Source organism: Sphingomonas sp. HT-1 (assembly GCF_048568905.1).
Lineage (GTDB): Bacteria > Pseudomonadota > Alphaproteobacteria > Sphingomonadales > Sphingomonadaceae > Sphingomonas.
In genome coordinates this window covers 3,382,352-3,404,811 of the sequence record NZ_CP183770.1, presented here as the reverse complement: position 1 = coordinate 3,404,811, position 22,460 = coordinate 3,382,352, and the positions used below count along the sequence as shown (strand labels likewise).

General features: G+C 65.1%; 28 protein-coding genes and 1 pseudogene. 20 read left to right on the top strand and 9 right to left on the bottom strand.

From position 1 onward, the window contains the following. Window positions 1-377 precede the first annotated feature (377 nt). Together ACNFJ7_RS15975 and ACNFJ7_RS15970 are read right to left on the bottom strand one after the other, a co-directional pair. Window positions 378-1,324 (bottom strand): IS630 family transposase gene (locus ACNFJ7_RS15975; protein WP_152997892.1). Its coding sequence is split into 2 segments (ribosomal slippage): window positions 378-988 and window positions 988-1,324, totalling 948 coding nucleotides; the frame shifts between segments, so codons are not numbered across the junction. Window positions 1,325-1,415: 91 nt separating this feature from the next. After that, complete coding sequence (locus tag ACNFJ7_RS15970; protein ID WP_419724227.1) at window positions 1,416-1,802, bottom strand: DUF6334 family protein; 387 nt, start codon at window positions 1,800-1,802, stop codon at window positions 1,416-1,418. 353 nt (window positions 1,803-2,155) lie between these two features. Here ACNFJ7_RS15970 and crcB point away from each other — a divergent pair, with 353 nt between their 5' ends. From crcB to ACNFJ7_RS15945, 5 genes are all read left to right on the top strand, one after another. After that, entirely contained in the window at window positions 2,156-2,536 is a 381-nt protein-coding gene (gene crcB / locus ACNFJ7_RS15965) for a fluoride efflux transporter CrcB (RefSeq protein ID WP_019370884.1), read from the top strand. Continuing rightward, window positions 2,533-3,636 (top strand): RluA family pseudouridine synthase, encoded by a 1,104-nt coding sequence (locus tag ACNFJ7_RS15960; RefSeq protein WP_019370883.1) that lies wholly within the window; start codon window positions 2,533-2,535, stop codon window positions 3,634-3,636. Before crcB ends, ACNFJ7_RS15960 begins: the two co-directional genes overlap by 4 nt. 142 nt (window positions 3,637-3,778) lie before the next feature. Beyond that, window positions 3,779-4,438: an HAD-IA family hydrolase gene (locus tag ACNFJ7_RS15955; RefSeq protein WP_019370882.1), complete on the top strand. Its 660-nt coding sequence runs from the start codon at window positions 3,779-3,781 to the stop codon at window positions 4,436-4,438. An 11-nt stretch (window positions 4,439-4,449) separates the two neighbouring features. Continuing rightward, complete coding sequence (locus ACNFJ7_RS15950) at window positions 4,450-4,671, top strand: hypothetical protein (RefSeq protein WP_019370881.1); 222 nt, start codon at window positions 4,450-4,452, stop codon at window positions 4,669-4,671. Then, window positions 4,668-5,345 carry an ATP12 family chaperone protein gene (locus tag ACNFJ7_RS15945; protein WP_019370880.1) on the top strand — a complete coding sequence of 226 codons (678 nt, stop codon included), beginning with the start codon at window positions 4,668-4,670 and terminating at the stop codon, window positions 5,343-5,345. The genes ACNFJ7_RS15950 and ACNFJ7_RS15945 overlap by 4 nt, the downstream gene beginning before the upstream one ends. 6 nt (window positions 5,346-5,351) lie before the next feature. Here the strand turns inward: ACNFJ7_RS15945 and gmk are convergent, their stop codons facing one another. The 3 genes from gmk to fumC form a co-directional block, all read right to left on the bottom strand. Then, a complete protein-coding gene (gene gmk, locus ACNFJ7_RS15940) occupies window positions 5,352-6,035 on the bottom strand; it encodes a guanylate kinase (protein WP_019370879.1) in 684 nt (227 codons plus the stop codon). Window positions 6,036-6,089: 54 nt separating this feature from the next. Next, window positions 6,090-6,308: a hypothetical protein gene (locus ACNFJ7_RS15935; protein ID WP_037514104.1), complete on the bottom strand. Its 219-nt coding sequence runs from the start codon at window positions 6,306-6,308 to the stop codon at window positions 6,090-6,092. Between the two features lie 66 nt (window positions 6,309-6,374). Beyond that, entirely contained in the window at window positions 6,375-7,766 is a 1,392-nt protein-coding gene (fumC, locus tag ACNFJ7_RS15930; RefSeq protein WP_019370877.1) for a class II fumarate hydratase, read from the bottom strand. Window positions 7,767-7,960: 194 nt separating this feature from the next. Here fumC and ACNFJ7_RS15925 point away from each other — a divergent pair, with 194 nt between their 5' ends. Together ACNFJ7_RS15925 and ACNFJ7_RS15920 are read left to right on the top strand one after the other, a co-directional pair. Next, a complete protein-coding gene (locus tag ACNFJ7_RS15925) occupies window positions 7,961-8,410 on the top strand; it encodes a hypothetical protein (RefSeq protein ID WP_037514100.1) in 450 nt (149 codons plus the stop codon). Beyond that, window positions 8,407-9,162 carry a TorF family putative porin gene (locus tag ACNFJ7_RS15920; RefSeq protein WP_082664492.1) on the top strand — a complete coding sequence of 252 codons (756 nt, stop codon included), beginning with the start codon at window positions 8,407-8,409 and terminating at the stop codon, window positions 9,160-9,162. Before ACNFJ7_RS15925 ends, ACNFJ7_RS15920 begins: the two co-directional genes overlap by 4 nt. A gap of 45 nt (window positions 9,163-9,207) precedes the next feature. On the opposite strand, the gene ACNFJ7_RS15915 is transcribed toward ACNFJ7_RS15920, so the two are convergent. Continuing rightward, window positions 9,208-9,699, bottom strand: a complete 492-nt coding sequence (locus ACNFJ7_RS15915; RefSeq protein WP_019370874.1) for an SspB family protein — start codon at window positions 9,697-9,699, stop codon at window positions 9,208-9,210. Window positions 9,700-9,770: 71 nt separating this feature from the next. Between ACNFJ7_RS15915 and hisB the strand changes: the two genes are divergently transcribed. The 8 genes from hisB to tnpC all read left to right on the top strand — a co-directional run bounded on the left by hisB (window position 9,771) and on the right by tnpC (window position 15,784). Beyond that, window positions 9,771-10,358: an imidazoleglycerol-phosphate dehydratase HisB gene (hisB, locus tag ACNFJ7_RS15910; protein ID WP_010544373.1), complete on the top strand. Its 588-nt coding sequence runs from the start codon at window positions 9,771-9,773 to the stop codon at window positions 10,356-10,358. After that, the gene (locus tag ACNFJ7_RS15905) at window positions 10,358-10,642 is read left to right on the top strand and encodes a YciI family protein (protein WP_019370873.1); all 285 of its coding nucleotides are present in this window, start codon (window positions 10,358-10,360) and stop codon (window positions 10,640-10,642) included. Before hisB ends, ACNFJ7_RS15905 begins: the two co-directional genes overlap by 1 nt. Then, window positions 10,639-11,241 (top strand): imidazole glycerol phosphate synthase subunit HisH, encoded by a 603-nt coding sequence (hisH, locus tag ACNFJ7_RS15900; protein WP_019370872.1) that lies wholly within the window; start codon window positions 10,639-10,641, stop codon window positions 11,239-11,241. Before ACNFJ7_RS15905 ends, hisH begins: the two co-directional genes overlap by 4 nt. A 7-nt stretch (window positions 11,242-11,248) precedes the next feature. Then, on the top strand, window positions 11,249-11,977 hold the full coding sequence (gene hisA / locus ACNFJ7_RS15895; protein ID WP_019370871.1) for a 1-(5-phosphoribosyl)-5-[(5-phosphoribosylamino)methylideneamino]imidazole-4-carboxamide isomerase: 729 nt from the start codon (window positions 11,249-11,251) through the stop codon (window positions 11,975-11,977). Then, window positions 11,974-12,735, top strand: a complete 762-nt coding sequence (hisF, locus tag ACNFJ7_RS15890; protein ID WP_019370870.1) for an imidazole glycerol phosphate synthase subunit HisF — start codon at window positions 11,974-11,976, stop codon at window positions 12,733-12,735. The genes hisA and hisF overlap by 4 nt, the downstream gene beginning before the upstream one ends. A 520-nt stretch (window positions 12,736-13,255) precedes the next feature. Continuing rightward, on the top strand, window positions 13,256-13,720 hold the full coding sequence (gene tnpA / locus ACNFJ7_RS15885; protein ID WP_026008935.1) for an IS66-like element accessory protein TnpA: 465 nt from the start codon (window positions 13,256-13,258) through the stop codon (window positions 13,718-13,720). Beyond that, complete coding sequence (gene tnpB, locus ACNFJ7_RS15880; RefSeq protein ID WP_019368398.1) at window positions 13,717-14,070, top strand: IS66 family insertion sequence element accessory protein TnpB; 354 nt, start codon at window positions 13,717-13,719, stop codon at window positions 14,068-14,070. Before tnpA ends, tnpB begins: the two co-directional genes overlap by 4 nt. Before the next feature lie 64 nt (window positions 14,071-14,134). Further along, window positions 14,135-15,784 (top strand): IS66 family transposase, encoded by a 1,650-nt coding sequence (gene tnpC, locus ACNFJ7_RS15875; RefSeq protein WP_019368397.1) that lies wholly within the window; start codon window positions 14,135-14,137, stop codon window positions 15,782-15,784. A gap of 659 nt (window positions 15,785-16,443) precedes the next feature. Here tnpC and ACNFJ7_RS15870 read toward each other — a convergent pair. Further along, window positions 16,444-16,878 (bottom strand): hypothetical protein, encoded by a 435-nt coding sequence (locus ACNFJ7_RS15870; RefSeq protein ID WP_152997958.1) that lies wholly within the window; start codon window positions 16,876-16,878, stop codon window positions 16,444-16,446. Window positions 16,879-16,979: 101 nt separating this feature from the next. Between ACNFJ7_RS15870 and ACNFJ7_RS15865 the strand changes: the two are divergent. After that, window positions 16,980-17,237 (top strand): annotated as a pseudogene (locus tag ACNFJ7_RS15865) (DUF1835 domain-containing protein); the annotation flags it as partial. 87 nt (window positions 17,238-17,324) lie between these two features. Further along, the gene (locus ACNFJ7_RS15860; protein WP_019370802.1) at window positions 17,325-17,723 is read left to right on the top strand and encodes a DUF3658 domain-containing protein; all 399 of its coding nucleotides are present in this window, start codon (window positions 17,325-17,327) and stop codon (window positions 17,721-17,723) included. A gap of 684 nt (window positions 17,724-18,407) precedes the next feature. On the opposite strand, the gene ACNFJ7_RS15855 is transcribed toward ACNFJ7_RS15860, so the two are convergent. Beyond that, entirely contained in the window at window positions 18,408-18,812 is a 405-nt protein-coding gene (locus tag ACNFJ7_RS15855) for a YbaN family protein (RefSeq protein WP_058805398.1), read from the bottom strand. Between the two features lie 104 nt (window positions 18,813-18,916). Here ACNFJ7_RS15855 and ACNFJ7_RS15850 point away from each other — a divergent pair, with 104 nt between their 5' ends. The 3 genes from ACNFJ7_RS15850 to ACNFJ7_RS15840 all read left to right on the top strand — a co-directional run bounded on the left by ACNFJ7_RS15850 (window position 18,917) and on the right by ACNFJ7_RS15840 (window position 21,353). Continuing rightward, on the top strand, window positions 18,917-19,234 hold the full coding sequence (locus tag ACNFJ7_RS15850) for a phosphoribosyl-ATP diphosphatase (RefSeq protein ID WP_019370800.1): 318 nt from the start codon (window positions 18,917-18,919) through the stop codon (window positions 19,232-19,234). A gap of 58 nt (window positions 19,235-19,292) precedes the next feature. Continuing rightward, a complete protein-coding gene (locus tag ACNFJ7_RS15845; RefSeq protein WP_019370799.1) occupies window positions 19,293-19,670 on the top strand; it encodes a histidine triad nucleotide-binding protein in 378 nt (125 codons plus the stop codon). Window positions 19,671-19,799: 129 nt separating this feature from the next. Then, a complete protein-coding gene (locus ACNFJ7_RS15840) occupies window positions 19,800-21,353 on the top strand; it encodes an amino acid permease (protein WP_019370798.1) in 1,554 nt (517 codons plus the stop codon). Between the two features lie 80 nt (window positions 21,354-21,433). Here the strand turns inward: ACNFJ7_RS15840 and ACNFJ7_RS15835 are convergent, their stop codons facing one another. Next, entirely contained in the window at window positions 21,434-22,432 is a 999-nt protein-coding gene (locus tag ACNFJ7_RS15835; RefSeq protein ID WP_026009356.1) for an adenosine kinase, read from the bottom strand. Between the last annotated feature and the right edge of the window lie 28 nt (window positions 22,433-22,460).

The following is a 22,460-nucleotide window of genomic DNA, read 5'->3' as shown; positions in this document are numbered from 1 at the left end:
TGGCGGCAACGCCGGCCCCCTTTTGATTGCACCGCGCATCCCGGCCGCTCCGCGGAGCAGGCCTTCCAAAGGGCGAGTCCGCGCGCGCATCCAAAATCGTGACGAGCTTGTAGTTCCCTATGCACTGCGCAAATGTTCTCGGATGTGGAAGAAAGTTGCCTTGGCTGTTCTGCTTCTTACGCTCGGAGCCGGACTCGGTTGCTGGTTGCGCGGCGAAATAGCGGTCGACACGTGCTTGGACATGGGCGGGCAGTGGCTGAAGCTAGGTTATTGCAACGGAGCCACTAAATACAGCCTCGAATAGCAACGTTCACTGCCTTCCATTTGACGCCATGGCAGCTAGCGCCCCAACTATGGACGTTTAGAGCGTTTTCCGATCAATCTGGATCATATCCGCAGGAACTGAAGTAGTTGGCGCATTCGCTGGGCTGGAAGATGTCGACGAGCGCGCCGATGCGGTTCCACAGGCCGCTGACAGTGCGCTCGCCGGCTTTTCGCAGCATGGCCTTGAGGCGTGCAAAGGCCTTTTCGATCGGGTTGAAGTCAGGGCTGTAGGGCGGGAGGAAGCGCAGCGTTGCGCCTGCCGCCTCGATCCGATGCTGGACCGCCGGTCGCTTGTGGCTCGACAGATTGTCCATGATGACGATGTCGCCGGGGCGCAGTGTGGGCACAAGGACCTGCGCCACATAGGCTTCGAACCAGTCGCCGTTGATCGGGCCGTCGAGCACCATCGGCGCGACCATGCCGGTCATGCGCAGGCCGGCAACCAGCGTGGTGGTTTTGCGATGGCCATGCGGATATCCCATCCGCAGCCGCTCACCCCTGGCGCAGCGGCCATGGCTGCGGGTCATGTTGGTGGCGGTCCAGGTCTCGTCGATGAAGACCAGGTGTTCCGGTTCCAGATCGACCTGGCCGTCGAACCAGTCGCGGCGCTGTTTCAGGATGTCGGGCCGGTCTTGCTCGACAGCATGGCCAGTCTTTTTTTGCGCGTCATGCCTCGACGCGCGAAAAAGCGATGCAGCCCTGCGACGGAGACTGCCAGACCCTTCTTGGCTAAGGCTCGGCGAAGCTCTTCCAGCGAGATGTCCTTGCGGGCCTCCCACAGCGCGAGAATGTCAGCTGCCCGTTCCTCAACCCGACGCGAACGCATGTCTCCGCCTTGCGGCTTGGCGGCAACATTGCCCGTTTCCCGCCGCTGGGCGTGCCAGCGGATCGCGGTCGACGGCGCAACCCCAAACCGGGCGGCTGCAGCCCGACAGCTCAGCCCGCCGTCAATCACAGCCAGAAGACGAACCCGCAAATCCATCGACAAAGCATGACCCATCCATGCCGGACTCCTTCACCGGCATGCATTCTGAATCAGAAATCGCGTTCCTTGGGAATCCCTCACCGATTCAGTGCGGTCGAAATCCGCTCTAGCGGCTCGCGATGATGTGCTTAATCGTGAGAGTGGAGGCTTCGCCAAGGAAGCAGATTTGCGGGTCGATGCCTGAAGATGACAGCGTGAACATGTCGAGGTAGCCACGGTAGTTGCGGCCTATCCAGCACCATCCGAGCGTAGAACCGATGGCGTCGGCAATCTCCGCGACTTCAATCCAGCCGCTCGCAAGATCGGAGGCATCTTCCAAGGTGACGACCACTTCATCGGTGTCGGGATCAACCCGAAGCACGACGGCTCGATGTTCGACTACAAGGGCAATGGAATCCCAACCGGCAGGCCCATCTCGGCGTCCCACGACCCCACTCACCGTTCGCCCGTGAACTTCCTCATAGTCGAATTGGAGCATCGTGCGGTCAGCCATTCGGCCCTATAACCCAACAACGGAACGGCGGCTAACCACCACCTTCGGACATGCGTACCCGATCGCCGCTTCTGGCTTAAGCAACATGGCTGCGCCCGCCTTGCACGAACCAAATCGTTCCCTATTTGTACTGATCAGATGCCGCCGCACGGCACTCGCTCCTTGATCCCGTTGGCCACCTTATACCTACGCGCGGCGCAATGCTGCGTCGCCGCTGAATGCGCCCTTTGCCCTCCAGGGCACCGGCTAACGCAAATCGCGTACGATCCTAAACTTCCTAAACTTCGCGCGCCCTCCCGGCGCCGGAGCGCCCGCAACTTCCCCTTTTCCCCAATCCGCGCTAGGGGCCCAGCATGCCCAATCTCTTTCTCGTGATGCTCGGCGGTGCCATCGGCTCCGCGGCCCGCTACGGCGTTGGCCGCGCCGGCGTCGCCTTGCTCGGTCCGGCCTTTCCCTGGGGGACCCTCGCCGTCAACATCGTCGGCGGTTTCCTGATGGGGCTGCTCGGCGCCAGCCTGCTCCGCTTCGGTCCCCAGGCCGAACAGGCGCGGCTGCTGCTCGGCGTTGGCGTGCTCGGCGGCTTCACCACCTTTTCCTCCTTCTCGCTCGAAACTTTCGCGATGATCGAGCGCGGCGATGTCATGACCGCGCTCGGCTATGTCCTCGCCTCGGTGGTCGGCGCGATCGGCGCTCTCGCCATCGGCATGCACCTCGCCCGGGCGGTGACGGCATGAGCGGCGAGCACGATGTCCGCCAGTTCGTCGTCGGTATGGATGATGACGGCATCCGGCTGGATCGCTGGTTCAAGCGCCATCTGCCGGACGTGAGCTTCAACCTGGTGTCGCGCTGGGCGCGTACCGGGCAGCTCCGCGTCGACGGATCGCGGGCCCAGCCCGGCGACCGCATCGCAGAGGGCCAGACGATCCGCGTGCCTCCCGCCGAGCCGGCCAAGCCCGCCGCCGCGGCTCGCCCTAAGTCGAACCGCCCGCCGCTCAGCGCCGAACAGACCGAGTTGGCGCAGTCCATGGTGATCCACCGCGACGCCCAGGCGATCGTGCTCAACAAGCCGCCGGGCCTCGCGACCCAGGGCGGCACCAAGACGTTCGAGCATGTCGACGGCCTGCTCGACGCGCTGCAGTTCGAGGCGGAGGGCCGCCCCAAGCTGGTCCACCGGCTCGACAAGGATACCTCGGGCGCGCTGCTGATCGCCCGCTCGGCCCGCGCGGCGGCGTTCTTCTCGAAGAGCTTCTCCAGCCGCACCGCCCGGAAGATCTACTGGGCGCTGGTGATGGGCGTGCCGGACATCGAGGACGGTTTCATCGAACTGCCGATCGGCAAGCAGCCGGGCACCGGCGGCGAGAAGATGCAGGTCGATATGGAAGAAGGCTCCCCCGCCCGCACCCGCTACCGGGTGATCGAACAGGCGGGCAATCGCTGCGCCTGGGTCGAGCTCCAGCCGTTCACCGGCCGCACCCACCAGCTGCGCGTCCACATGGCGGCGATCGGCCACCCGATCGTCGGCGACGGCAAATACGGGCTGCAGGAGGCGTTCCTCACCGGCGGCATCAGTCGCAAGATGCACCTCCATGCCCGCCGCATCCGCATCGACCATCCCGATGGTGGCCGCATCGACGTCCGCGCCGAGCTGCCGCACCATTTCGCCGAATCGATGCACACGCTTGGCTTCGACCTGGCGGTGGGCAATGCGATCGAGATCGACGATGGCCCCCCGCCGATGAGCAGGGAACTGCTCAAGCAGAAGGCCAAGGCGCACGCCAAGACCTACCGCAAGGAACGCCGCGGCGAACGCCGGGGCCGGGGGGAGAAGAAGTAAGCGTGCGCTTGCCCTGCCGTTATTCGTCATCCCGGCGAAAGCCGGGATCGATTGGGGCCACCGTCACGGCTCTTTCTGCGACCGAGTGGCGGATGGATCCCGGCGTTCGCCGGAATGACGATCCTATGGTGGGTGCGGCCGCATGAACCGCCTCGCCCTGTTCGATTGCGACGGCACGCTGGTCGACAGTCAGGCGAGTATCTGCCTCGCCATGGAGCATTGCTTCGCGGGCCAGAAGCTCGAGCCCCCTGCCCGCGATGCGATCCGCCGCATCGTCGGCCTGAGCCTGGTCGAAGCGATCGCCAATCTGCTGCCGGAGGCGGAGGACGATCTCCACCGCCATCTGGCGGAAGAGTATAAGCAGGCATATTTCGCCCTGCGCACCGCCGGCCATATCGAGGACGAGCCGCTCTACGAGGGCATCGTCGAGGCGATCGAGGCGCTGGACGCGAACGGCTGGCTGCTCGGCGTCGCCACCGGCAAGTCCGATCGCGGCCTGATCCGCGTGCTGGAGGCGCACGGCCTGCGCCAGCGCTTCGTCACGCTGCAGACCGCGGACCGGCATCCGTCCAAGCCGCACCCGTCGATGATCGAAGCCGCCATCGCCGAAGCGGGGGCGAGCCCGGAAACCACGGTGATGATCGGCGACACCAGCTTCGACATGGCGATGGCCGTCGCCGCGCGCGCGCACCCCTTGGGTGTTGCATGGGGATACCACACTCCCCATGATCTGCACGCGGCCGGCGCGGTGCGGGTCGTGGAGCATGCGTCGGCGATTCCGGCGCATCTGGAGGCCCTGTGACTGGAGGCGTTGTGACCGAAGCCGATCGCGTCGCGAGGAATCGCTATTTCCTGATGATGGGCGCCAATTGCGTCGGCGTCGCCGGCGCGGTGCTCGGCCTGCTGATCGCCGGCCGCGCCCAGACGACCGAATTGACCATGCTAGGCGGCACGCTGCTGCTCGCCTCGCTGTGGGTCATGGCGGTGATCCCGAAAATGCTCGCCCGCCGCTGGAGGACACCCCCCGAAGCATGAAACGTTTCTGGAAAACGGTTGCGATCGTCGATGGTGCGGTCGAGCTCGACGGCCGCCCGGTCCGTACTCCCGCCCGCGCGCTCCTCGCGCTTCCGACGCCGCAGCTTGCCGAGGCGGTGGCCGAGGAATGGCGGAGCGTGGGCGAGGAAATTGATCCGCGTACGATGCCGCTGACTGGCCTCGCCAACGCCGCGATCGATCAGATCGCCCCCGATCCCGTCCCCTTCGCGGCGGACCTCGCCCGCTATGGCGAGAGCGACCTGCTCTGCTACCGTGCCGAGCTGCCCGAGCCGCTGGTCGAACGCCAGGCCGCGCACTGGGACCCGCTGCTCGATTGGGCCCGCACCCGCTATGACGTGCACTTCGAGACGACCGCCGGAATCATGCACCGCCCTCAGCCCGCAGCGACGATCATTCGGCTGAACGAGGTGGTCGCCGCGCTCGATCCGTTCCGGCTCGCGGCGCTGAACCCGCTGGTGACGATCAGCGGATCGCTCGTCGCGGCGCTGGCGCTGCTGGAAGGTGCGGCCGATCGCGAGACGGTATGGCGCGCCGCCCAACTCGACGAGGATTGGCAGGCCGAACAATGGGGCGAGGACGACCTCGCCACGAGGGCACGGGAAGCCCGCCGGGCGGACTTCGATGCCGGAGCACGGTTCCTCGGCTTGCTCTAAGCCAGCTCAGAGGACGTCGGCTTCTCCGGTCGGATCGCCGCGCTTCATCAGGCCGCGGATGAAGCCGATCAGCCCGGTCTGGCGCGACCGCTTCAGCCGCTCGGCTTTCAGGATGGTGTGCACTGCTTCGAAGCACTTGTCCGCATCGTCGTTGACCAGGACATAGTCATAGCCGTCCCAATGGCTCACTTCGTTGGCGGCGCGCGCCATGCGGTGGGCGATCACGTCATCGGTGTCGGTACCGCGGCCTTCCAGGCGGCGATGCAGCTCGGCCATCGACGGCGGCAGGATGAACACGCGCACCACGTCGCCGCCCATCGTCTGGTGCAGCTGCTGCGCGCCCTGCCAGTCGATATCGAACAGCATATCGCGGCCGGTGGCGAGCACCGCATCGACCGGCCCCTTGGGGGTGCCATAACGATGCTTGAAGACGTGTGCCCATTCGATGAAATGATGCTGCGCCACCATCTCGCGGAACCGCTCGACGCCGACGAACGTATAGTCGACCCCATTGACCTCGCCCGGTCGCGGCTCGCGCGTCGTTACCGATACGGAGACGGCGAGATCGGGCTCAGCCGCCAGCAGCTTGCGGGCGATGGTCGACTTGCCCGCGCCCGAGGGCGAGGAAAGGACAAACAAAACCCCGCGGCGATGGAATCCATGCGGGTCGTTCTGGTGCGTATGGGCCATGCGGGCCTTTGGCGTAGCGGCACCCGAGCCGTCAAGCCCGGGTGCCGCAGTGCGTCACGCGCCGAGACCCGTATCGGGACCATGCTCGGTGGTCAGCCGGCGCCTCAGATAGGCTGCGCCGACCGCGCCCGCCCCAAGCACGAACGCCGCCGGCACCACGCGCTTGGCGACCTCCCAGGTCGCGACGCCCACAGCAGCGCCAAGAGCGCCGCCCTCGCCGTCGCGCCGGTCGATCCGGCTGCCGATCCATCCTGCAATTGCCTTGCCGATCATCGTCTTCTCCTTCGTCAACCAGAACGGTAGTGGGGCAGCGGCGTTCCCACCGCCGGCCGCAGCCGTTCAACGGCCGATCATCGTCTCGGGCCGGACGAACCTGTCGAAGGTCGCTTCGTCGACGAGCCCAAGCGCCAGCCCTGATTCTTTTAGCGTAAGTCCCTTCTCATGAGCGTTCTTGGCGATCTTTGCCGCCGCGTCATAGCCGATGGCGGGCGCGAGCGCGGTGACGAGCATCAGCGAGCGGTCGACCAGTTCCTTGATCCGCGCCTCGTTCGCCACGGCGCCGTCCACCGCGCGCTCGGCGAAGTTGGTCATGCCTATCGCCATCAGCGTGATCGAGCGCAGCACGTTCGCGCCGATCAGCGGCTTGAACACGTTGAGCTCAAAATGGCCCTGCATGCCACCCACCGTGACCGCGGTGTGGTTGCCGATCACCTGCGCCGCGACCATGGTCAGCGATTCGCTCTGGGTAGGATTGACCTTGCCCGGCATGATCGAGCTCCCCGGCTCGTTCGCCGGCAGTTCCAGCTCGCCGAGCCCCGAGCGCGGGCCGGAGCCGAGCAGGCGAATGTCGTTGGCGATCTTGGTGAGCGAGACGGCCAGCGTGTTGCAGACGCCTGACAGGTTCACCAGCTGGTCCTTGGTCGCCAGCATCTCGAACTTGTTGGGCGCCGAGACGAAGGGAAGCCCGGTGATCTTGGCGATCTCCGCCGCCACGTCCTCGGCATAGCCCGGCGGTGAATTCAGCCCCGTCCCCACTGCCGTGCCGCCCAATGCCAGCTTGAAGATGTCGAGTTCGAGCACGCTCTGGAACCGCGCCCGCGCCGATTCGAGCATCGCCACATAGCCGGAAAATTCCTGGCCCAGCGTCAGCGGGGTTGCGTCCTGCAGGTGCGTGCGGCCGATCTTGACGATGTGGTCCCATTCCCGCGCCTTGCGATCGAGCGCGCCATGCAGTCGCTCCAGCGCCGGGAGCAGATCGAGCGTCACCGCCCTCGCCGCGGCGATGTGCAGTGCGGTCGGGAAGCTGTCGTTCGACGACTGCGCCATGTTGACGTGGTCGTTCGGGTGGATCGGGTTCTTGCCGCCGCGATTCCCGGTGAGGATCTCGTTGGCGCGTCCGGCGATCACCTCGTTGACGTTCATATTGGTCTGCGTGCCGCTGCCGGTCTGCCAGATCACCAGCGGGAACTGGTCGTCCAGCTTGCCGTCGATCACTTCTTGCGCCACGCGATCGATCACCTCGGCGATCTTCGGGTCGAGCCCGTGTTTCACGTTTACGCGTGCGGCGGCCTGTTTCACGATCGCCTGGGCATGGACGATGCCGATCGGCATCCGCTCCTCCGGTCCGAACGGGAAATTCTGGATCGATCGCTGGGTCTGGGCGCCCCAATAGGCGCTGGCGGGAACGTCGATCGCGCCGATCGAGTCGGTTTCGGTGCGCGTGTCGGTCACTGGCTTTCTCCGCTGCAAGCTGGGCAGCGATGTAGGAAAGGCAGACCCGATCACCAACCCGCGACCGCCGCTTTCATGCACGAGCTTGCAACCAATCGCGCCGGAAATACTTGGTTACTTGCCCCGCCGGCGACGGCGGATAGACAGAAACTAGTCACCGGCGAAACAGCCGGGACAACCGCAGGAGAAGAGCTATGATCCCAATGATCTTGGGGATGCTGCTCGGCACCCCCACCCTATCGATCCCCCCTGTGTCGGAGATCGCCCACAGCATCCGGATCGATCACGCCGCCGGACCGGTCGAGGCCGACTATCGGATGCGGATCGACGTCCGCCACAACCAGGTCGGCAGCGCCGGCCCCGGCGGCCGCCCCTCGACGCTGCGCTGCCGCTGGGAAGCGGATCTGCTGCTGGATCGCAGCGCCCGGCATAGCGCGGGCACCGTGCTCCAGCGCAGCCTCCGCCGTGAGGCCGTCGCTTCGGGCAGCCGTCCCGGCTGGTGCACCGCCAATCGCGATGCCATCGCCCGCGACGTTGCACGCGCCACTACGGACGTGCAGGGCGAAGTCCGTGCCCTTGCGCAACAGGATGCCGAAGGCCTCCGCGCGGAGCTGGACCGATTGGGAAACGATAGAACCGGATGACATTCAAGTTGAACTCGCGCCGCCGCTGGGCGGCGGCGCTTTTTTCGCTCGCCATGCCTGCCGCGGCACAGGCACAGCTTGTCCCTAACGTGTCGGGCGGTGTGGAACTCGCCACCGATGAAAGCCGCCGCGGCCTGAGCTGGAGCGAGAACCAGCTGAGCGCGTCGGGCGATGCTTCGATCGGCATTCTCGGCTTCGACGCTTCCGCGCGCGTCGCCATGACGCGCGAGTCCGCCCGCCATGCGGGTGCGGACACGGTTTTCGACGTGGAGGTCGGCCATCGCCTCGGCATCGGCGCGCTCAATCTGCGCGGCTTCGTCACCGGTCATGTTTTCACCGGCGCGGCACGGAACATGGATTATGTGGAACTCGGCGCGGACGGCAATTTCTCGTTCGGTCCGCTGCAGCTGAACGCCGGCGCCGCCTATGCGCCAGACCAGGGCCCGATCGGCGGCGACAATCTGTATCTGCATGGCGGCGCGCGGGTAGGCATCCCCACCACGCCGTTCACGGTGCTGGGATCGATCGGTCGTACCTCAGGCAGTACCGACGATGCACGCGCGGCACGGCTGCGGCCGACCGGCAACTATACGGATTGGCGGGTCGGTGTGGAGCATTCCATGGGAGCGATCACGCTCGGAGTCGATTATATCGGGACCGACATCGACACGGATCGAGTCGTTACGTCGCCCTATGCCGATCTCCGCCACGCGGGGCACCGCGTGTTGGGCCGGGCGCGGCTTTCGTTCTGATCCGAAGGGCAGGCCGGCAGCAGTGCTGCGGGCCTGCCTCCGCCCTCACTTCTTGCGCTTGAAATCCACCGAGACGACGTTCGATCCGTCGTCGGCCGGCTTGGCGATCGGCCCGCCGTCATTCTCGGCATCGTCATGCTCGTGCGGCTCGGGGCCTTCCGGGCCGTCCTGCGCCTGAAAGCGCAGTTCGAAGTTCACCGCCGGATCGTGGAACCCGGTAATGGCCGAGAACGGAATCGTCAGGATCGACGGGATCTGGTTGAAGCTCAGCCCCACCGAGAACTTGTTGGAATCGACCGTCAGATCCCAGTAGCGGTGCTGCAGGACGATCGTCATCTCGTCGGGGAAACGCTCGATCAGCCGCTTGGGGATATCCACGCCCGGCGCCTGCGTCTTGAAGGTGATGTAGAAATGGTGCGCCCCCGGCAGCCCGCCGGTCTCCGCCACCGATCCAAGCACGCGGCCCACCACGGCGCGCAGCGCCTCCTGCACGATCTCGTCGTACGGAATCAAACTATCGGGCACATTCCCTGTCATGCCCCTCTGGGTAGCGGCTGAAAAGTTGGGGTCAAGATTGCATGCGACGCTTGCCGCGCTATGTGCACCCCATGCGCACCGCGACGATCAGCCGGAAGACCAGCGAAACCTCGATCGACGTCACCGTCAATCTCGACGGTACCGGCGTCTACACCATCCACACGGGCATCGGATTCTTCGATCACATGCTCGAACAGCTCAGCCGCCACTCGCTGATCGACATGGATGTGAAGACGGTGGGCGATCTGCATATCGACCAGCACCACACGGTGGAGGATACCGGGCTCGCGATCGGCGAGGCGATCGCCAAGGCGCTGGGCGACAAGAAGGGCATCCGCCGCTACGCCGATGCGCTCTCGCCGATGGACGAGACGCTGACCCGCGTCGCGATCGACATTTCCGGCCGCCCCTATCTCGTGTGGAAGACCGAATTCTCGCAGAAGAAGCTCGGCGAGATGGACACCGAGATGTTCGAGCACTGGTTCCACAGCTTCGCCCAGACCGCGGGGCTGACGCTGCACGTCGAGACTTTGTACGGCAGCAACAACCACCATATCGCCGAAGCCGCCTTCAAGGGCCTGGCCCGCGCGCTGCGCGAGGCGGTGGAGATCGATCCGCGCAAGGCGGGCGTGATCCCGTCGACCAAGGGAGTGCTGTGATGATCCTCGTGCTGCTGACCTACAAGGTAGACATCGCCCAGATCGACGAACTGCGCCCGGCGCATGTCGAGTGGCTCAAGCAGGCCGTGGCCGACGGCCGGCTGATGGTCGCGGGCCGCAAGGTGCCGGTGACCGGCGGCTTCTTCATGGCGCGCGGCTCGCTCGAAGAAGTGCAGGCCTGGGCCGCGGGCGACCCCTTCGCCACTGCCGGTGCGGCGGAATATGCGTTCATCGAAGTCGCCCCGAGCATCCTCGCACCGGGGCTGGAAGCGCTCGGGCAGTGAGCGTCGCGCTGATCGATTACGGCGCGGGCAATCTCCATTCGGTGCACAATGCGCTGAAGGCGGCGGGTGCTGCCGACATTGCGGTGACCGCGGACCCGGCGGTGGTGCTGGGCGCCGACCGGGTAGTACTGCCCGGTGTTGGCGCCTTCGGTGCCTGCGCATCGGGCCTGCGGGCGCTGCCCGGCATGATCGAGGCATTGGAGACGCGCGTGCTGCGAGACGCCGTGCCCTTCCTCGGCGTATGCGTCGGCATGCAGCTGCTGGCCACCACCGGCGAAGAGCTGGGCAGCCATGCCGGGCTAGGCTGGATTCCCGGCACGGTGCGGCAACTGCCCGCCGGTCCGGAACTCCGCGTGCCGCACATGGGCTGGAACGATGTGGTTCCCACGGTCGACCACCCGCTGATCGAGCGCGGCGAGGCCTATTTCCTTCACAGCTTCGCGTTCGACGGCGACGCGGTGCTCGCCACCACCGAGCATGGCGGCCCGGTGACCGCCGCGATCGGCCGCGACAATATCGTCGGCCTGCAGTTCCACCCCGAGAAGAGCCAGCGCTACGGCATCGCGCTGCTCGAACGATTCCTCGCCTGGAAGCCCTGAGATCCCCATGACCCTGCACATCTTCCCCGCCATCGATCTCAAGGCCGGCCAGGTCGTTCGTCTGGCCGAAGGCGATATGGCGCGCGCCACCGTCTATGGCGACGACCCCGCCGCCCAGGCCGCGCTGTTCGCCGAGGCCGGCGCCGAATGGCTCCACGTCGTCGACCTCGACGGCGCGTTCGCAGGCGAATCGGTCAACGGTCTCGCGGTCGCCAACATCCTGGCGAAGACGCCTGCCAAGGTGCAGCTCGGCGGCGGCATCCGGAACCACGAATCGATCCGCCGCTGGCTCGACATGGGCGTGACCCGCGTCGTGATCGGCACCGCGGCGCTGGAGAACCCCGACCTCGTCCGCGAGGCCGCCCGCGCGCATCCCGGCCAGATCGTCGTCGCGGTGGACGCCCGCGACGGCATGGTCGCAACGCATGGCTGGGCCGATGTGTCGGACGTCAGCGTCGTCGATCTCGCCCGCCGCTTCGAGGATGCCGGCGTCGCCGCGCTGCTGTTCACCGATGTCGGTCGCGACGGGCTGCTCAAGGGGTGCAATGTCGAGGCGACCGTGGCGCTCGCCCGCGCCGTCTCGATCCCGGTGATCGCGAGCGGCGGCGTCACCGACATCCACGACATCCATGCCCTGCGGAAGCATGTAGCAGACGGCATCGAGGGCGTGATCTCGGGCCGTGCGCTCTATGATGGCCGGCTGGACCTCGCCGAGGCGATCGAGGCCGGGCGATGACCGTCCGCGCCCGTGTGATCCCCTGCCTCGACGTGGCGAACGGCCGCGTCGTCAAGGGCGTCAACTTCGTCGAACTGCGCGACGCCGGCGATCCGGTCGAGCAGGCCCGCGCCTATGATGCGGCGGGCGCCGACGAGCTCTGCTTCCTCGACATCACCGCCAGCCACGAAGCGCGCGGCACGATCCTCGACGTGGTGCGCCGCACCGCCGAGGTGTGCTTCATGCCGCTCACCGTCGGCGGCGGCGTGCGCAGCGTCGAGGATGCCCGCGCGCTGCTGCTGGCCGGCGCGGACAAGGTCGCGGTGAACAGCGCCGCGGTGTCGCGACCCGAAGTGGTGGCGGAAATCGCCGACCGCATGGGCAGCCAATGCGTCGTCGCCTCGGTCGACGCGCGGCGGACCGGCGACGGCCGCTGGGAAGTGTTCACCCATGGCGGCCGGCGCGCAACCGGCATCGACGCGGTCGAACACGCGCTGCGCCTCGCCGAACTGGGCGCGGGCGAGCTGCTCGTCACCTCGATGGACCGCGACGGCACCCGCGACGGCTATGACCTCGACCTGATCCGCACCATCGCCGACCAGGTGACGGTGCCCGTGGTCGCCTCGGGCGGCGTCGGCGGGCTGGATGATCTGGTGGCAGGCATCCGCGACGGCCACGCATCTGCGGTGCTGGCGGCGTCGATCTTCCACTTCGGCCAGGCGACCATCGCCGAAGCGCATGCCGCGCTGGCGGCCGCGGGGATTCCGGTTCGAGCGTAGGTGCGCCTTCAGTCGGCTCCCGCCCATTAGCGGACGCATATTTATCGGCGCATGCTGATTAGATGGCGAAGTCTGACATGCACCCTCACTGGTATCTACGGCTTCTGGCAATCTGGGTATTCACGGGACCAGTGCTTTTGGTGCTCGCAAACTTCCACAACCCCCAAGGCTTCAGAGTACTGCCGTCTTTCCCCCCAGTGGCGGAGGGAGTTTATCCAACGATCGCCTGGGCTTTCACAACGCTCTTGGTCTGGATCCCGGTCATGTCGCTCCCCTTCGCGCTGTGGTCTGCGATTAAGCATCGCCGCGGCGCGAGATCGAGGCGGTAGACTGATGTCGTCCTAGGTCCGCTTCCCAGCCATTTTCCTCCATGGCAGCTGCCGCCCCAGTAGCGGACATTGCTCGTTCGGCCTAGGCTGTTCGTAAGCGTCCGACCTGACCCGTATTGCGTGGCAACTTCTGCTGGGCGAGGCGAGTAGCGCTCAGGAGTGTCCTTTCGCACTCCGAAAGGAGAGTGCGGATGGGTCGTATGGATGTCATCACCCATGTGGAGCGTCGCCGGCGCTATTCAGACGCTGAGCGGGCCGCTGTGCTGGCGCAATGCGATGCCCCGGGGGCCACCATCGTGGGCGTTGCTCGGCAGCTCGGGATGTCGCCCAGTCTGATCCATGGCTGGCGCAAGCGGCAGCGCGACATGGCGCTTCTGGCTGGGGAGCCGCTCCAATTTGTCCCGTATGGCGAACTGGCGAGCGGCTCCGATGCCGAGCCCGCCGTGGCTCTTCGGGGCGCCGAGGTGGCTGCGCCATTCCGTGCCGCGGCGCGCGAGAAAGGGCCGACGCAGGAAGAACTGATACGGCCAAGCCCCGGTTTGCGACCTGGCGGCATCGACATCGAATTGCCCGGCGGGGTGCGTCTGTCGGTCGACACCTATGTCAACGAGAAAGCGCTGGCCCGCGTGCTGCGGGTACTGCGGGAAACGGCATGATCTCGCTCCCACCCGGCACCAAGGTGTACCTGGCAAGCAAGCCGGTGAGCATGCGGCTCGGCTTCGATGGCCTGGCGGCACTTGTGCGGCCGCTGTTCGACCAGGAGCCCTATGGCGGGCACGTCTTCCTCTTCCGCAGCCGGAAAGGCAGCTATCTCAAGGCGCTCTATTGGGACGGCACCGGTCTCTGCCTGTTCTCCAAGCGGCTTGAGCGTCATCGCTTTGTCTGGCCGCCGCTGGTGAATGGCGGCGTTATCCTGAGCCCAGCGCAGTTCGCCCTGCTGATCGAGGCGATGGACTGGCGTCGCACGGTGGCGCCGGAGGCGCCTCGATTGCCCGTTCAGATGTAGCGGAAAGCTGCAGAAATCCGCGCATTTTGCTTGGGCGCGAGTCGCTGTTCTGGTATGAAAAGCCATGTCTTCCGATGCGCTGGACATCCCCGACAATCCTGATGCGGTGAAGGCGCTTTTGGCGGCGATGCAGGCCAAGCTCGCAGCCTCCGAGCAGGCGCTGACAGCAGAGCGATCTGCGCATCAGGAAACTCGGCAGCAGCTCGGCGCAGCCGAAAATGCCATCAAGATCACGACGCTGCAGATCGAGAAGCTGAAGGTCCAGCTTGCCCGTTTGCGGCGGATGAAGTTCGGCCAGTCCTCGGAGCGGCTGTTGCTGCTGGCGGATCAGCTGGAGCTTTCGCTGGAGGATCTGGAGGCCGCGCAGGCGCATGCCACCTGCGTGGTCACCGGCGGGACGGCGGAAGAGCCTGCCTCAGAAAGCATCCAGCCGCGCCGTCAGGCGCTCCCTGCGCATCTTCGCCGCGAAGAGGTGCTGCACCCGGCACCGGCAGCGAACGGTTGCACCAGCTGCGGCGGCGCAATGGCCCGGTTGGGCGAAGATGTGACCGAGGTGCTGGAATATGTTCCGGGACGCTTCCACGTCGTGCGTCACGTTCGGCCGAAGCTGGCATGCAAGCGCTGCGATGCGATCAGTCAGGCGCCAGCACCGGGGCTACCCGTTCCCCGCGGCCGCGCCGGACCAGGCTTGCTGGCGCATGTGGTGGTGTCGAAATTCGCGGACCATTTGCCGCTCTACCGCCAATCGCAGATCTTCGCGCGGGAGGGCGTTGAGATCAGCCGATCGACGCTGGCGGACTGGATGGGCCAGGTCAGCTGGCTGCTTCAGCCGCTGGTCGACGGCATCGCCGAGCATGTGATGGCCAGCCCCAAGCTGCACGCCGACGACACGCCGGTTCCGGTACTGTCGCCGGGTAGCGGGAAGACGGCGACGGGCAGGCTATGGGTGTACTTGCGCGACAATCGACGATGGCGTCTCAGTGACAAGCCGGCGGCGCTCTACCGCTATAGCCCTGACCGTAAGGGAGAACGGCCGCGCGAACACCTCAAGACCTTTGCGGGCTTCCTGCAGGCAGATGCCTATGCCGGCTTCGAGAAGCTCTACGCGGCCGATCGGCAGCCGGGGCTGATCACGCCGGTCGCCTGTTGGGCCCATGTGCGCCGCAAGCTGCGCGACGTGCTCGATGCTGATGCCCGCTCCATCGCCCTGGAGGGACTGGTGCTGATTGGCGATCTATACGAGGTCGAGCGGCGGATCACCCGAGATCCGCATGACGATCGCCGCAAAGCGCGCAAATTCTCGAAGCTGAAGGCGCTCGGCTTTTTCCAGTGGGCAGACGGTGTGCTCGCCCAGGTTTCGGCGCGGTCTCCGCTGGCGGAGGCGCTCCGCTATGCGGTTCGCCTCAAGCCGGCGCTCCTCACCTACACGGACGATGGTCGGCTCGAGATCGACAACAACCTGGCGGAGAACGCCTTGCGCGGCATCGCCGTGGGTCGCAAGAACTGGCTCTTTGCCGGTGCCGACTGCGGTGGCGAGCGGGCAGCAGCGATCTACAGCCTGCTTGAGACGGCGAAGCTGAACGGCATCAACCCACAGGCCTGGCTCGCCGACGTCCTCGATCGAATTGGCCGAGGTCACCCCATCAACCGTACGGACGAGCTGCTGCCCTGGAATTGGGTCGACCCAGAAGCCGCTTCGTCCGAAAGTGCGTAAAAAGCGGACCGGCAGCTCGCGCCCAATGGCGGACATTTGTGGTCGCCTGCTTGAAAGGCCATTTAGCTTCTGCAGGGCACCATGTTCAAAAGAACGTCGTCGTGATCACCAACCGCCACCTTCATGGAGGGGAGGTGACGCGGCTTCGCTTCGATAAGAACTAAGCGGTAGCTTTCCACTGGCGAAAGGGTGCCTGCGCCTCGCCTCTCGAACGCAAATCCTGGTTGAACCATGTAGCCGTTCTTACTTCTCTCAGTAAGGACGATTCGGTGAAATGCATTGCCCCCTCCGATCACAACCTGCTTCTCACCCAATACTACCACTGGGGTTCCTGCACCTTTGTAGCATCCAAAGGGAGACGGAACAGGTGGGGTATGATAGAAGCGAGTTATTATAAAGAGGATGGCCCCGACTGTGAGAACTGCGAAAAGGGCAATGCGTTGAAACGGGTTCACGTCTTTGCTGTCGGCGGTCCAACTCATGCCCAGGATGTGCCCCAAATCTTGCTGGGCCACCAGTAGGGGCTGAGGCAGGAGCGACCGCTTCCCTCCCACGTTCGGCCGTTCGTTCGATCGGTCGCGCCGAGAGCCGCCATTCCAGTGGATTGAGGAAGATTCCTCCAGCGAACGACCGAAGGTGGTGGGGAGCGGACATGACGCTCAGGCGCCAGATTTTGCTAGGCTGAACTTCCTTCCTGCAAAAAACTCCGCGAAGAGTGTTTGAACCTGCTCTGTGCTGAGCGACCGCTCCGGATAGGGCGACATAATGCTTCGTTTGATGCGCTTCCAAATGGAACCAGCAGCACGGCTCTCCTTCACCTTCCGGTCGCTGTAATCGGTCGACAATTCGGCCGTGAACGATGCAAGACTGAAGTAGCTGCCTTTGCGAGTTCTGACCGCCCAGAGATCACCGTGCCGGACAGCTTCGATATAGTGTTTTGGCCCTCGCTCGAGCTTGGCGGATTGTCCTGATGACAGATCAGGCAATCCTTTTAAAGCTGCGTGAAGATCACTCCCTCGCTCGACCATAAATTTTTGATCGAGCGGGAGAGAAAGCGTTGCCGGTTGGACTTCAGCTTCAAGAGCGACGGTCATAGCCGGAACATGTCACGTAGGGCCTAACGTCCGCAAGTGGGCGGGAACGGACATGCCGCTTTCCCTCAGACGGCCTTGGTCGGACGCTTACGGCTGTTCGGATGACCCAAGGTCCCGCTCTCCATATAGTTTTTAGCGACTCTGCAGCCGAATCGTTGCGGCAAGCACTCCAAATCGCCGAGCGCGACGAGCAAGTCCTAGGTGTATTCGATGATTTCAGCTTCGGACCCATATCTACGGGTGGCGAAGTGGACCGCGCGCGGTGGGTTAAGGAGGTATTAGGCTATTGCGGGTGGCAGGAGGTCGTCGATGAGACAACCCAATCGTTGGAAGTCGCTCGTTCGTCTGATTTTCGGATAATCGCTTGGGTCTCATTCAATTACGTACGAAGTTATGCGGGCTTTCTGTGGTGGTTATCTCAAACGGAACAACTACCGTGTTTTGTAATGAACGTTCCCAGTTCATCCCTCTATTATGCGGAAGATATAACGGAGCTTCTGGGTTCTGAAGAGTCGCTTACGGCAAAAGAACGGGCGCGTCGGGTTGCGCAATGGCGCATCCTGCAATCTGAGGATGCTCCGCTTCGCATTATCGTCGGGGATCATCTCATCTCGGCACCTTTGTCGGAGTTCGACGCCTCTCTAATAGCTGTCGCGACGACCGATTGGCAGCCGATGGCCAAAATTGTTGGGAGAGTTTTGGGAAATTTCATCGAAGAGGACGTCCATCAAGCGGAAGCCTTCTTTTTGGCGTCTCGGCTTGCCGATCTTGTCGAGGCAGGCGTCTTGGAACGGCGGGGCGACATGTCACAAATGCGTGGGTGTCAATTGCGTCTCGCGTCATAGGACGCGAACTAAGGAACGGCCGCTAACCACCCAACTCCGGGCATTCGGTGCGACCATCGCCCGCACAGTTGCGGGTGCGGCACCATCTTGCGGCTGCGCTATCGTTCTCTATATGTACCAAAGCCTCGCTCTTCGGGGCTGCTCTTTGATATCGTTTGCCAATGCTCCTGCCTGCGAAGCGAAACGCTTCGCCTCTTTGGCCGACTTCAACGAGCTGGCGCATGCCCGATCCTCCAGAAGCCTAAACTTCCTAAACTTCACACCTCATTCGTCGGCGCGTGGCGGCGCCTGCGAAAACGCGCACGAGCCTAAACTTCCTAAACTTCACACCTCATTCATCGGCGCGTGGCGGCGCCCGCGAAAACGCGCACGAGCCTAAACTTCGTAAACTTCACACCTCATTCGTCGGCGCGTGGCGGCGCCCGCGAAAACGCGCACGAGCCTAAACTTCCTAAACTTCGCATCTCTTCGTCGGCGCGTGGCGGCGCCTGCGAAAACGCGCACGAGCCTAAACTTCCTAAACTTCACATCTCATTCGTCGGCTCGTGGCACAGCCCGCGAAAACGCGCACGAGCCTAAACTTCCTAAACTTCGGTCGGGGATCACCGCACTGGCGTGGCGGTGCTCTGGCCGTTTCCGCCTTCACCCGCGGCTTGGAAGCGCCGAACGGCCCGCACGCGCTGATCAAACCGCCGTCGGCCGGCTCAGCACATACCACGCGCACCCCAGCATCGCCGCCGCCACCCCGGCCGCCAGCCAGGGCCCCGGCCGCGCGCCCCAGGCGAACAGGCCGTAGCCGAGCGCCATGCCCGCGCACGCCAGCGCCTTGCCCTTGCGGGGGATCGCGCCCTGTTCGCGCCACGCCACCAGCGTGGGCCCGAATCGCTTATGCCCGAGCAGCCACGCCTCCAGCCGTGGCGAGGAACGGGCGAAGCAGCCCGCGGCAAGGATCAGGAAGATCGTCGTCGGCAGCAGCGGCAGCAGCGCGCCGATAAAGCCGAGGCCCATGAACACGAACCCCAGCACCAGCCACAAAGGCCGCGACAGCCGCCCCCGCCCTGTTTCCGATTCGCCTTCCTGCCCCGTCATGACCTGCCCTGCTGCCGCGAATCGCTCGCAGCACCCATAGGGTAAACGCCGCAATCCCGCGCGCCAGGATTGACAGCGCCGCACCGCTCCCGCAGCGGCAGGCCATGGCCGACCTCCTCGACGTGCTCGAACAGACCATCCGCGACCGCCGCAGCGGCGACCCCGCGACCAGCTATGTCGCCAAGCTCACCGCTCGCGGCCGCGCCAAGATCGCGCAGAAGCTGGGCGAGGAAGCCACCGAAGCGGTGATCGCCGCGATCCAGGACGATCGCGCCGAGCTGGTGAAGGAATCAGCGGACCTGATCTTCCACCTGCTCGTGCTGCTCGCCGATATGGGGCTGAGCCTCAACGATGTCCGCGCCGAGCTGGCGCGGCGCGAAGGCGTATCCGGCATCGCCGAAAAGGCGGCGCGGGGGGCGTGAACCTGCCGGCCCTTCGATCCTCCCCGTTGCGGGGAGGATCTGAACCACGGAGCAACCAATGCCGATCGACCCGACCAAGCCCTATGACGACCAGAACATCTTCGCCAAGATCCTGCGCGGCGAAATTCCGGCGAAGAAGGTCCATGAGGACGACCACGCTCTCGCCTTTCACGACATCGCGCCGCAAGCGCCGCACCACATCCTGGTGATTCCCAAGGGCGCCTATGTCAGCTGGGACGATTTTTCGGCCCGCGCCTCCGAGGCGGAGATTGCGGGGTTCGTCCGGGCGGTCGGCAAGGTGGCGCGCGAGGCGGGGTTCGTCGAGCCCGGCTACCGCCTGCTCGCCAATACCGGCTTGGACGCCGGCCAGGAGGTGCCGCACCTGCACGTCCATATTTTCGCAGGGCAGCCGCTCGGTCCGATGCTCGCCCGGTAATTGCGCCGGAGCGCAACATTGTTTCGCATCGGCACGCCGTAAGGGATTGCGCACGGCGCGTTTGCGGTTAGGCTCGCGCCTTTACCAATTTGGGGGCGGCGCAACGCTCGCCGCATAGGGGACCATGCAATGATATTCGGGCGCGTAAAGCCTCTCGATGCCATTCTAGCCACAGCCGAAAAGAAATCGCTCCACCGCTCGCTCGGCGCCTTCCAGCTGACCATGCTGGGCATCGGCGCGGTGATCGGCACCGGCATCTTCGTGCTCACCGCCGAGGCGGCGCAGAAGGCCGGGCCGGGCATGATGATCTCGTTCGTCATCGCCGGCTTCGTCTGCGCAGTGGCGGCGCTCTGCTATGCCGAAATGGCAGCGATGGTGCCGGTCTCCGGCTCCGCCTACACCTACAGCTATGCGGTGATGGGCGAACTGGTCGCCTGGATGGTCGGCTGGGCGCTGATCCTCGAATATGCAATCGCGGCGGGGGCCGTCTCGGTCGGCTGGTCCGGCTACATGATGGGCTTCATCCAGCATAACTTCGGCATCGAAGTGCCGCTGGCGCTGATCCGCGGGCCGTTCGACGGCGGCATGATCAACCTGCCTGCCATGGCAGTCGCCGCGATCGTCACCGCGCTGCTGGTGAAGGGTACCAAGGAAAGCGCCACGGTCAACGCGGTGCTGGTCGGCATCAAGATCCTTGCGCTGGCGATGTTCGTGATCGTCACGATCCCCGTGCTGAAGACCGGCCAGTTCACCCCCTTCGCGCCGCTCGGCTTTGCCGGCATTTCGGGTGCGGCTGCCTCGATCTTCTTCGCCTATGTCGGGTTCGACGCGGTGTCGACCGCCGCCGAAGAGACCAAGAACCCGCAGCGCAACATGCCGATCGGCCTGATCGGCAGCCTCGCCATCTGCACCATCTTCTACATGCTCGTCGCCTCGGGCGTGATCGGCACCGTGGGCGCGCAGCCGGTCTACGGCCCTGCCGGTGAAGTGCTGTCGCCCGGCACGCCGGCGCTGTCGGAAGCGTGCCGCGCGCTGTCTGAGCAGGCGGTGGTGTGCTCGAAGGAAGCGCTGGCCTGGACGCTGCGTTCGATCGGCCATCCGTTCCTCGGCTGGCTCGTGGGTGCTGCGGCGATCATCGCGCTTCCCTCGGTGATCCTGATGATGATGTTCGGCCAGACCCGCATCTTCTTCGTGATGAGCCGCGACGGTCTGCTGCCCGAATTCTTCTCGCGCGTGCACCCGAGGTGGCATACGCCCCACGTCATCACCATCCTGACCGGCATCTTCGTATCGCTGTTCGCAGCGTTCTTCCCGGTGGGCCTGCTCGCGGACGTGTCGAACTCCGGCACGCTGTTCGCCTTCGCCGCGGTCTCCATCGCGGTGATCGTGCTGCGCAAGACCGATCCCAGCCGTCACCGCCCGTTCCGTACCCCGGCGATCATGGTCACGGCACCGATCGCGATCGCCGGCTGCGTGTATCTGTTCTTCAGCCTCTCCGGGCCCACGATCACTCTGTTCTTCGGCTGGGCCGCGATCGGCTTGGTCGTGTACTACGCGTACAGCCGGTCGCGCAGCCATGTCGGCCGCGGCATCGTCGATGTGCCGGAAGTCGATGCCGACGCTCCGCCCCAGCCGGTGCCGCCGATCGGCGACGCGCATACGCCGGGCTACAAGGACGCCTGATCCCCGGATCGGCACGCACAAAAAGAAAGGGCCGGAGGAGCGATCCTCCGGCCCTTCTTCTTTGGGTGAAGCCGAACGCCTCAGCCGATCTTGGCGGCGGCGAGCGCCTTGAGGTCCTTTTCGGCGCGCGCGCCATAATGCTGGATGATCTCGGCGGCGCAGATCGCGCCCAGGCGGAGCGATTCTTCCAGTCCCTTGCCCTGCGCCTGCCCATGCAGGAAGCCGGCGGCGAACATGTCACCCGCACCGGTGGTATCGACCAGCGCGCTGATCGGCTCGGCGGAAACCTCTACCCGCTCGTCGCCCTGCAGCGCGATCGCACCCTTCTCGCTGCGGGTAACGACGAGTAGCGGCACCTTGCCATGCATATGCTGCACCGCCGCCTCGAAGTCCTCATGCTGGCACAGCGCCAGCAGTTCGGCTTCGTTGGCAAACAGAATATCGATCAGCCCGCCATCGATCAGCTTGCGGAAATCATCGCCGTGGCGCGAGATGCAGAAAACGTCGGACAGGGTGAAGGCCACCTTGCGGCCGGCGGCGCGGGCGATCTCGATCGCCTTGCGCATCGCGGCACGCGGCTCTTCCGGATCCCACAGATAGCCTTCGAGATAGAGGATCGCGCCGTTGGCGATCAGTTGCTCGTCCAGCGCGCTGGCGGGGAGGAACTGCGAAGCGCCGAGGAAGGTGTTCATCGTACGCTGGCCGTCCGGCGTCACGAAGATCAGGCAGCGCGCGGTGGTCGGCTGGCCGGGGCGGACCGCAGTGTCGAAATGCACGCCCGCCGCGCGGATATCGTGCGCAAACACGGTGCCGAGTTGGTCGTCGGCGACTTGGCCGATGAACGCCGCCTTGCCGCCGAGCGCGGCGATTCCCGCTACGGTGTTCGCCGCCGAGCCGCCGGAAACCTCGCGACCCGGACCCATCTTGGCGTAGAGCGCATCGGCCTCTTCGGGCGAGAACATCAGCTGCATCGAACCCTTGGGCACGCCGATCGATTCGATGAAGGCGTCGTCGGCCTGGGCGAGGATGTCGACGATGGCGTTTCCGATCGCGACCACGTCAAAGCTGGGGTTGGTCAAGGTTTAGGGCTCCAATAGTATTGGACGT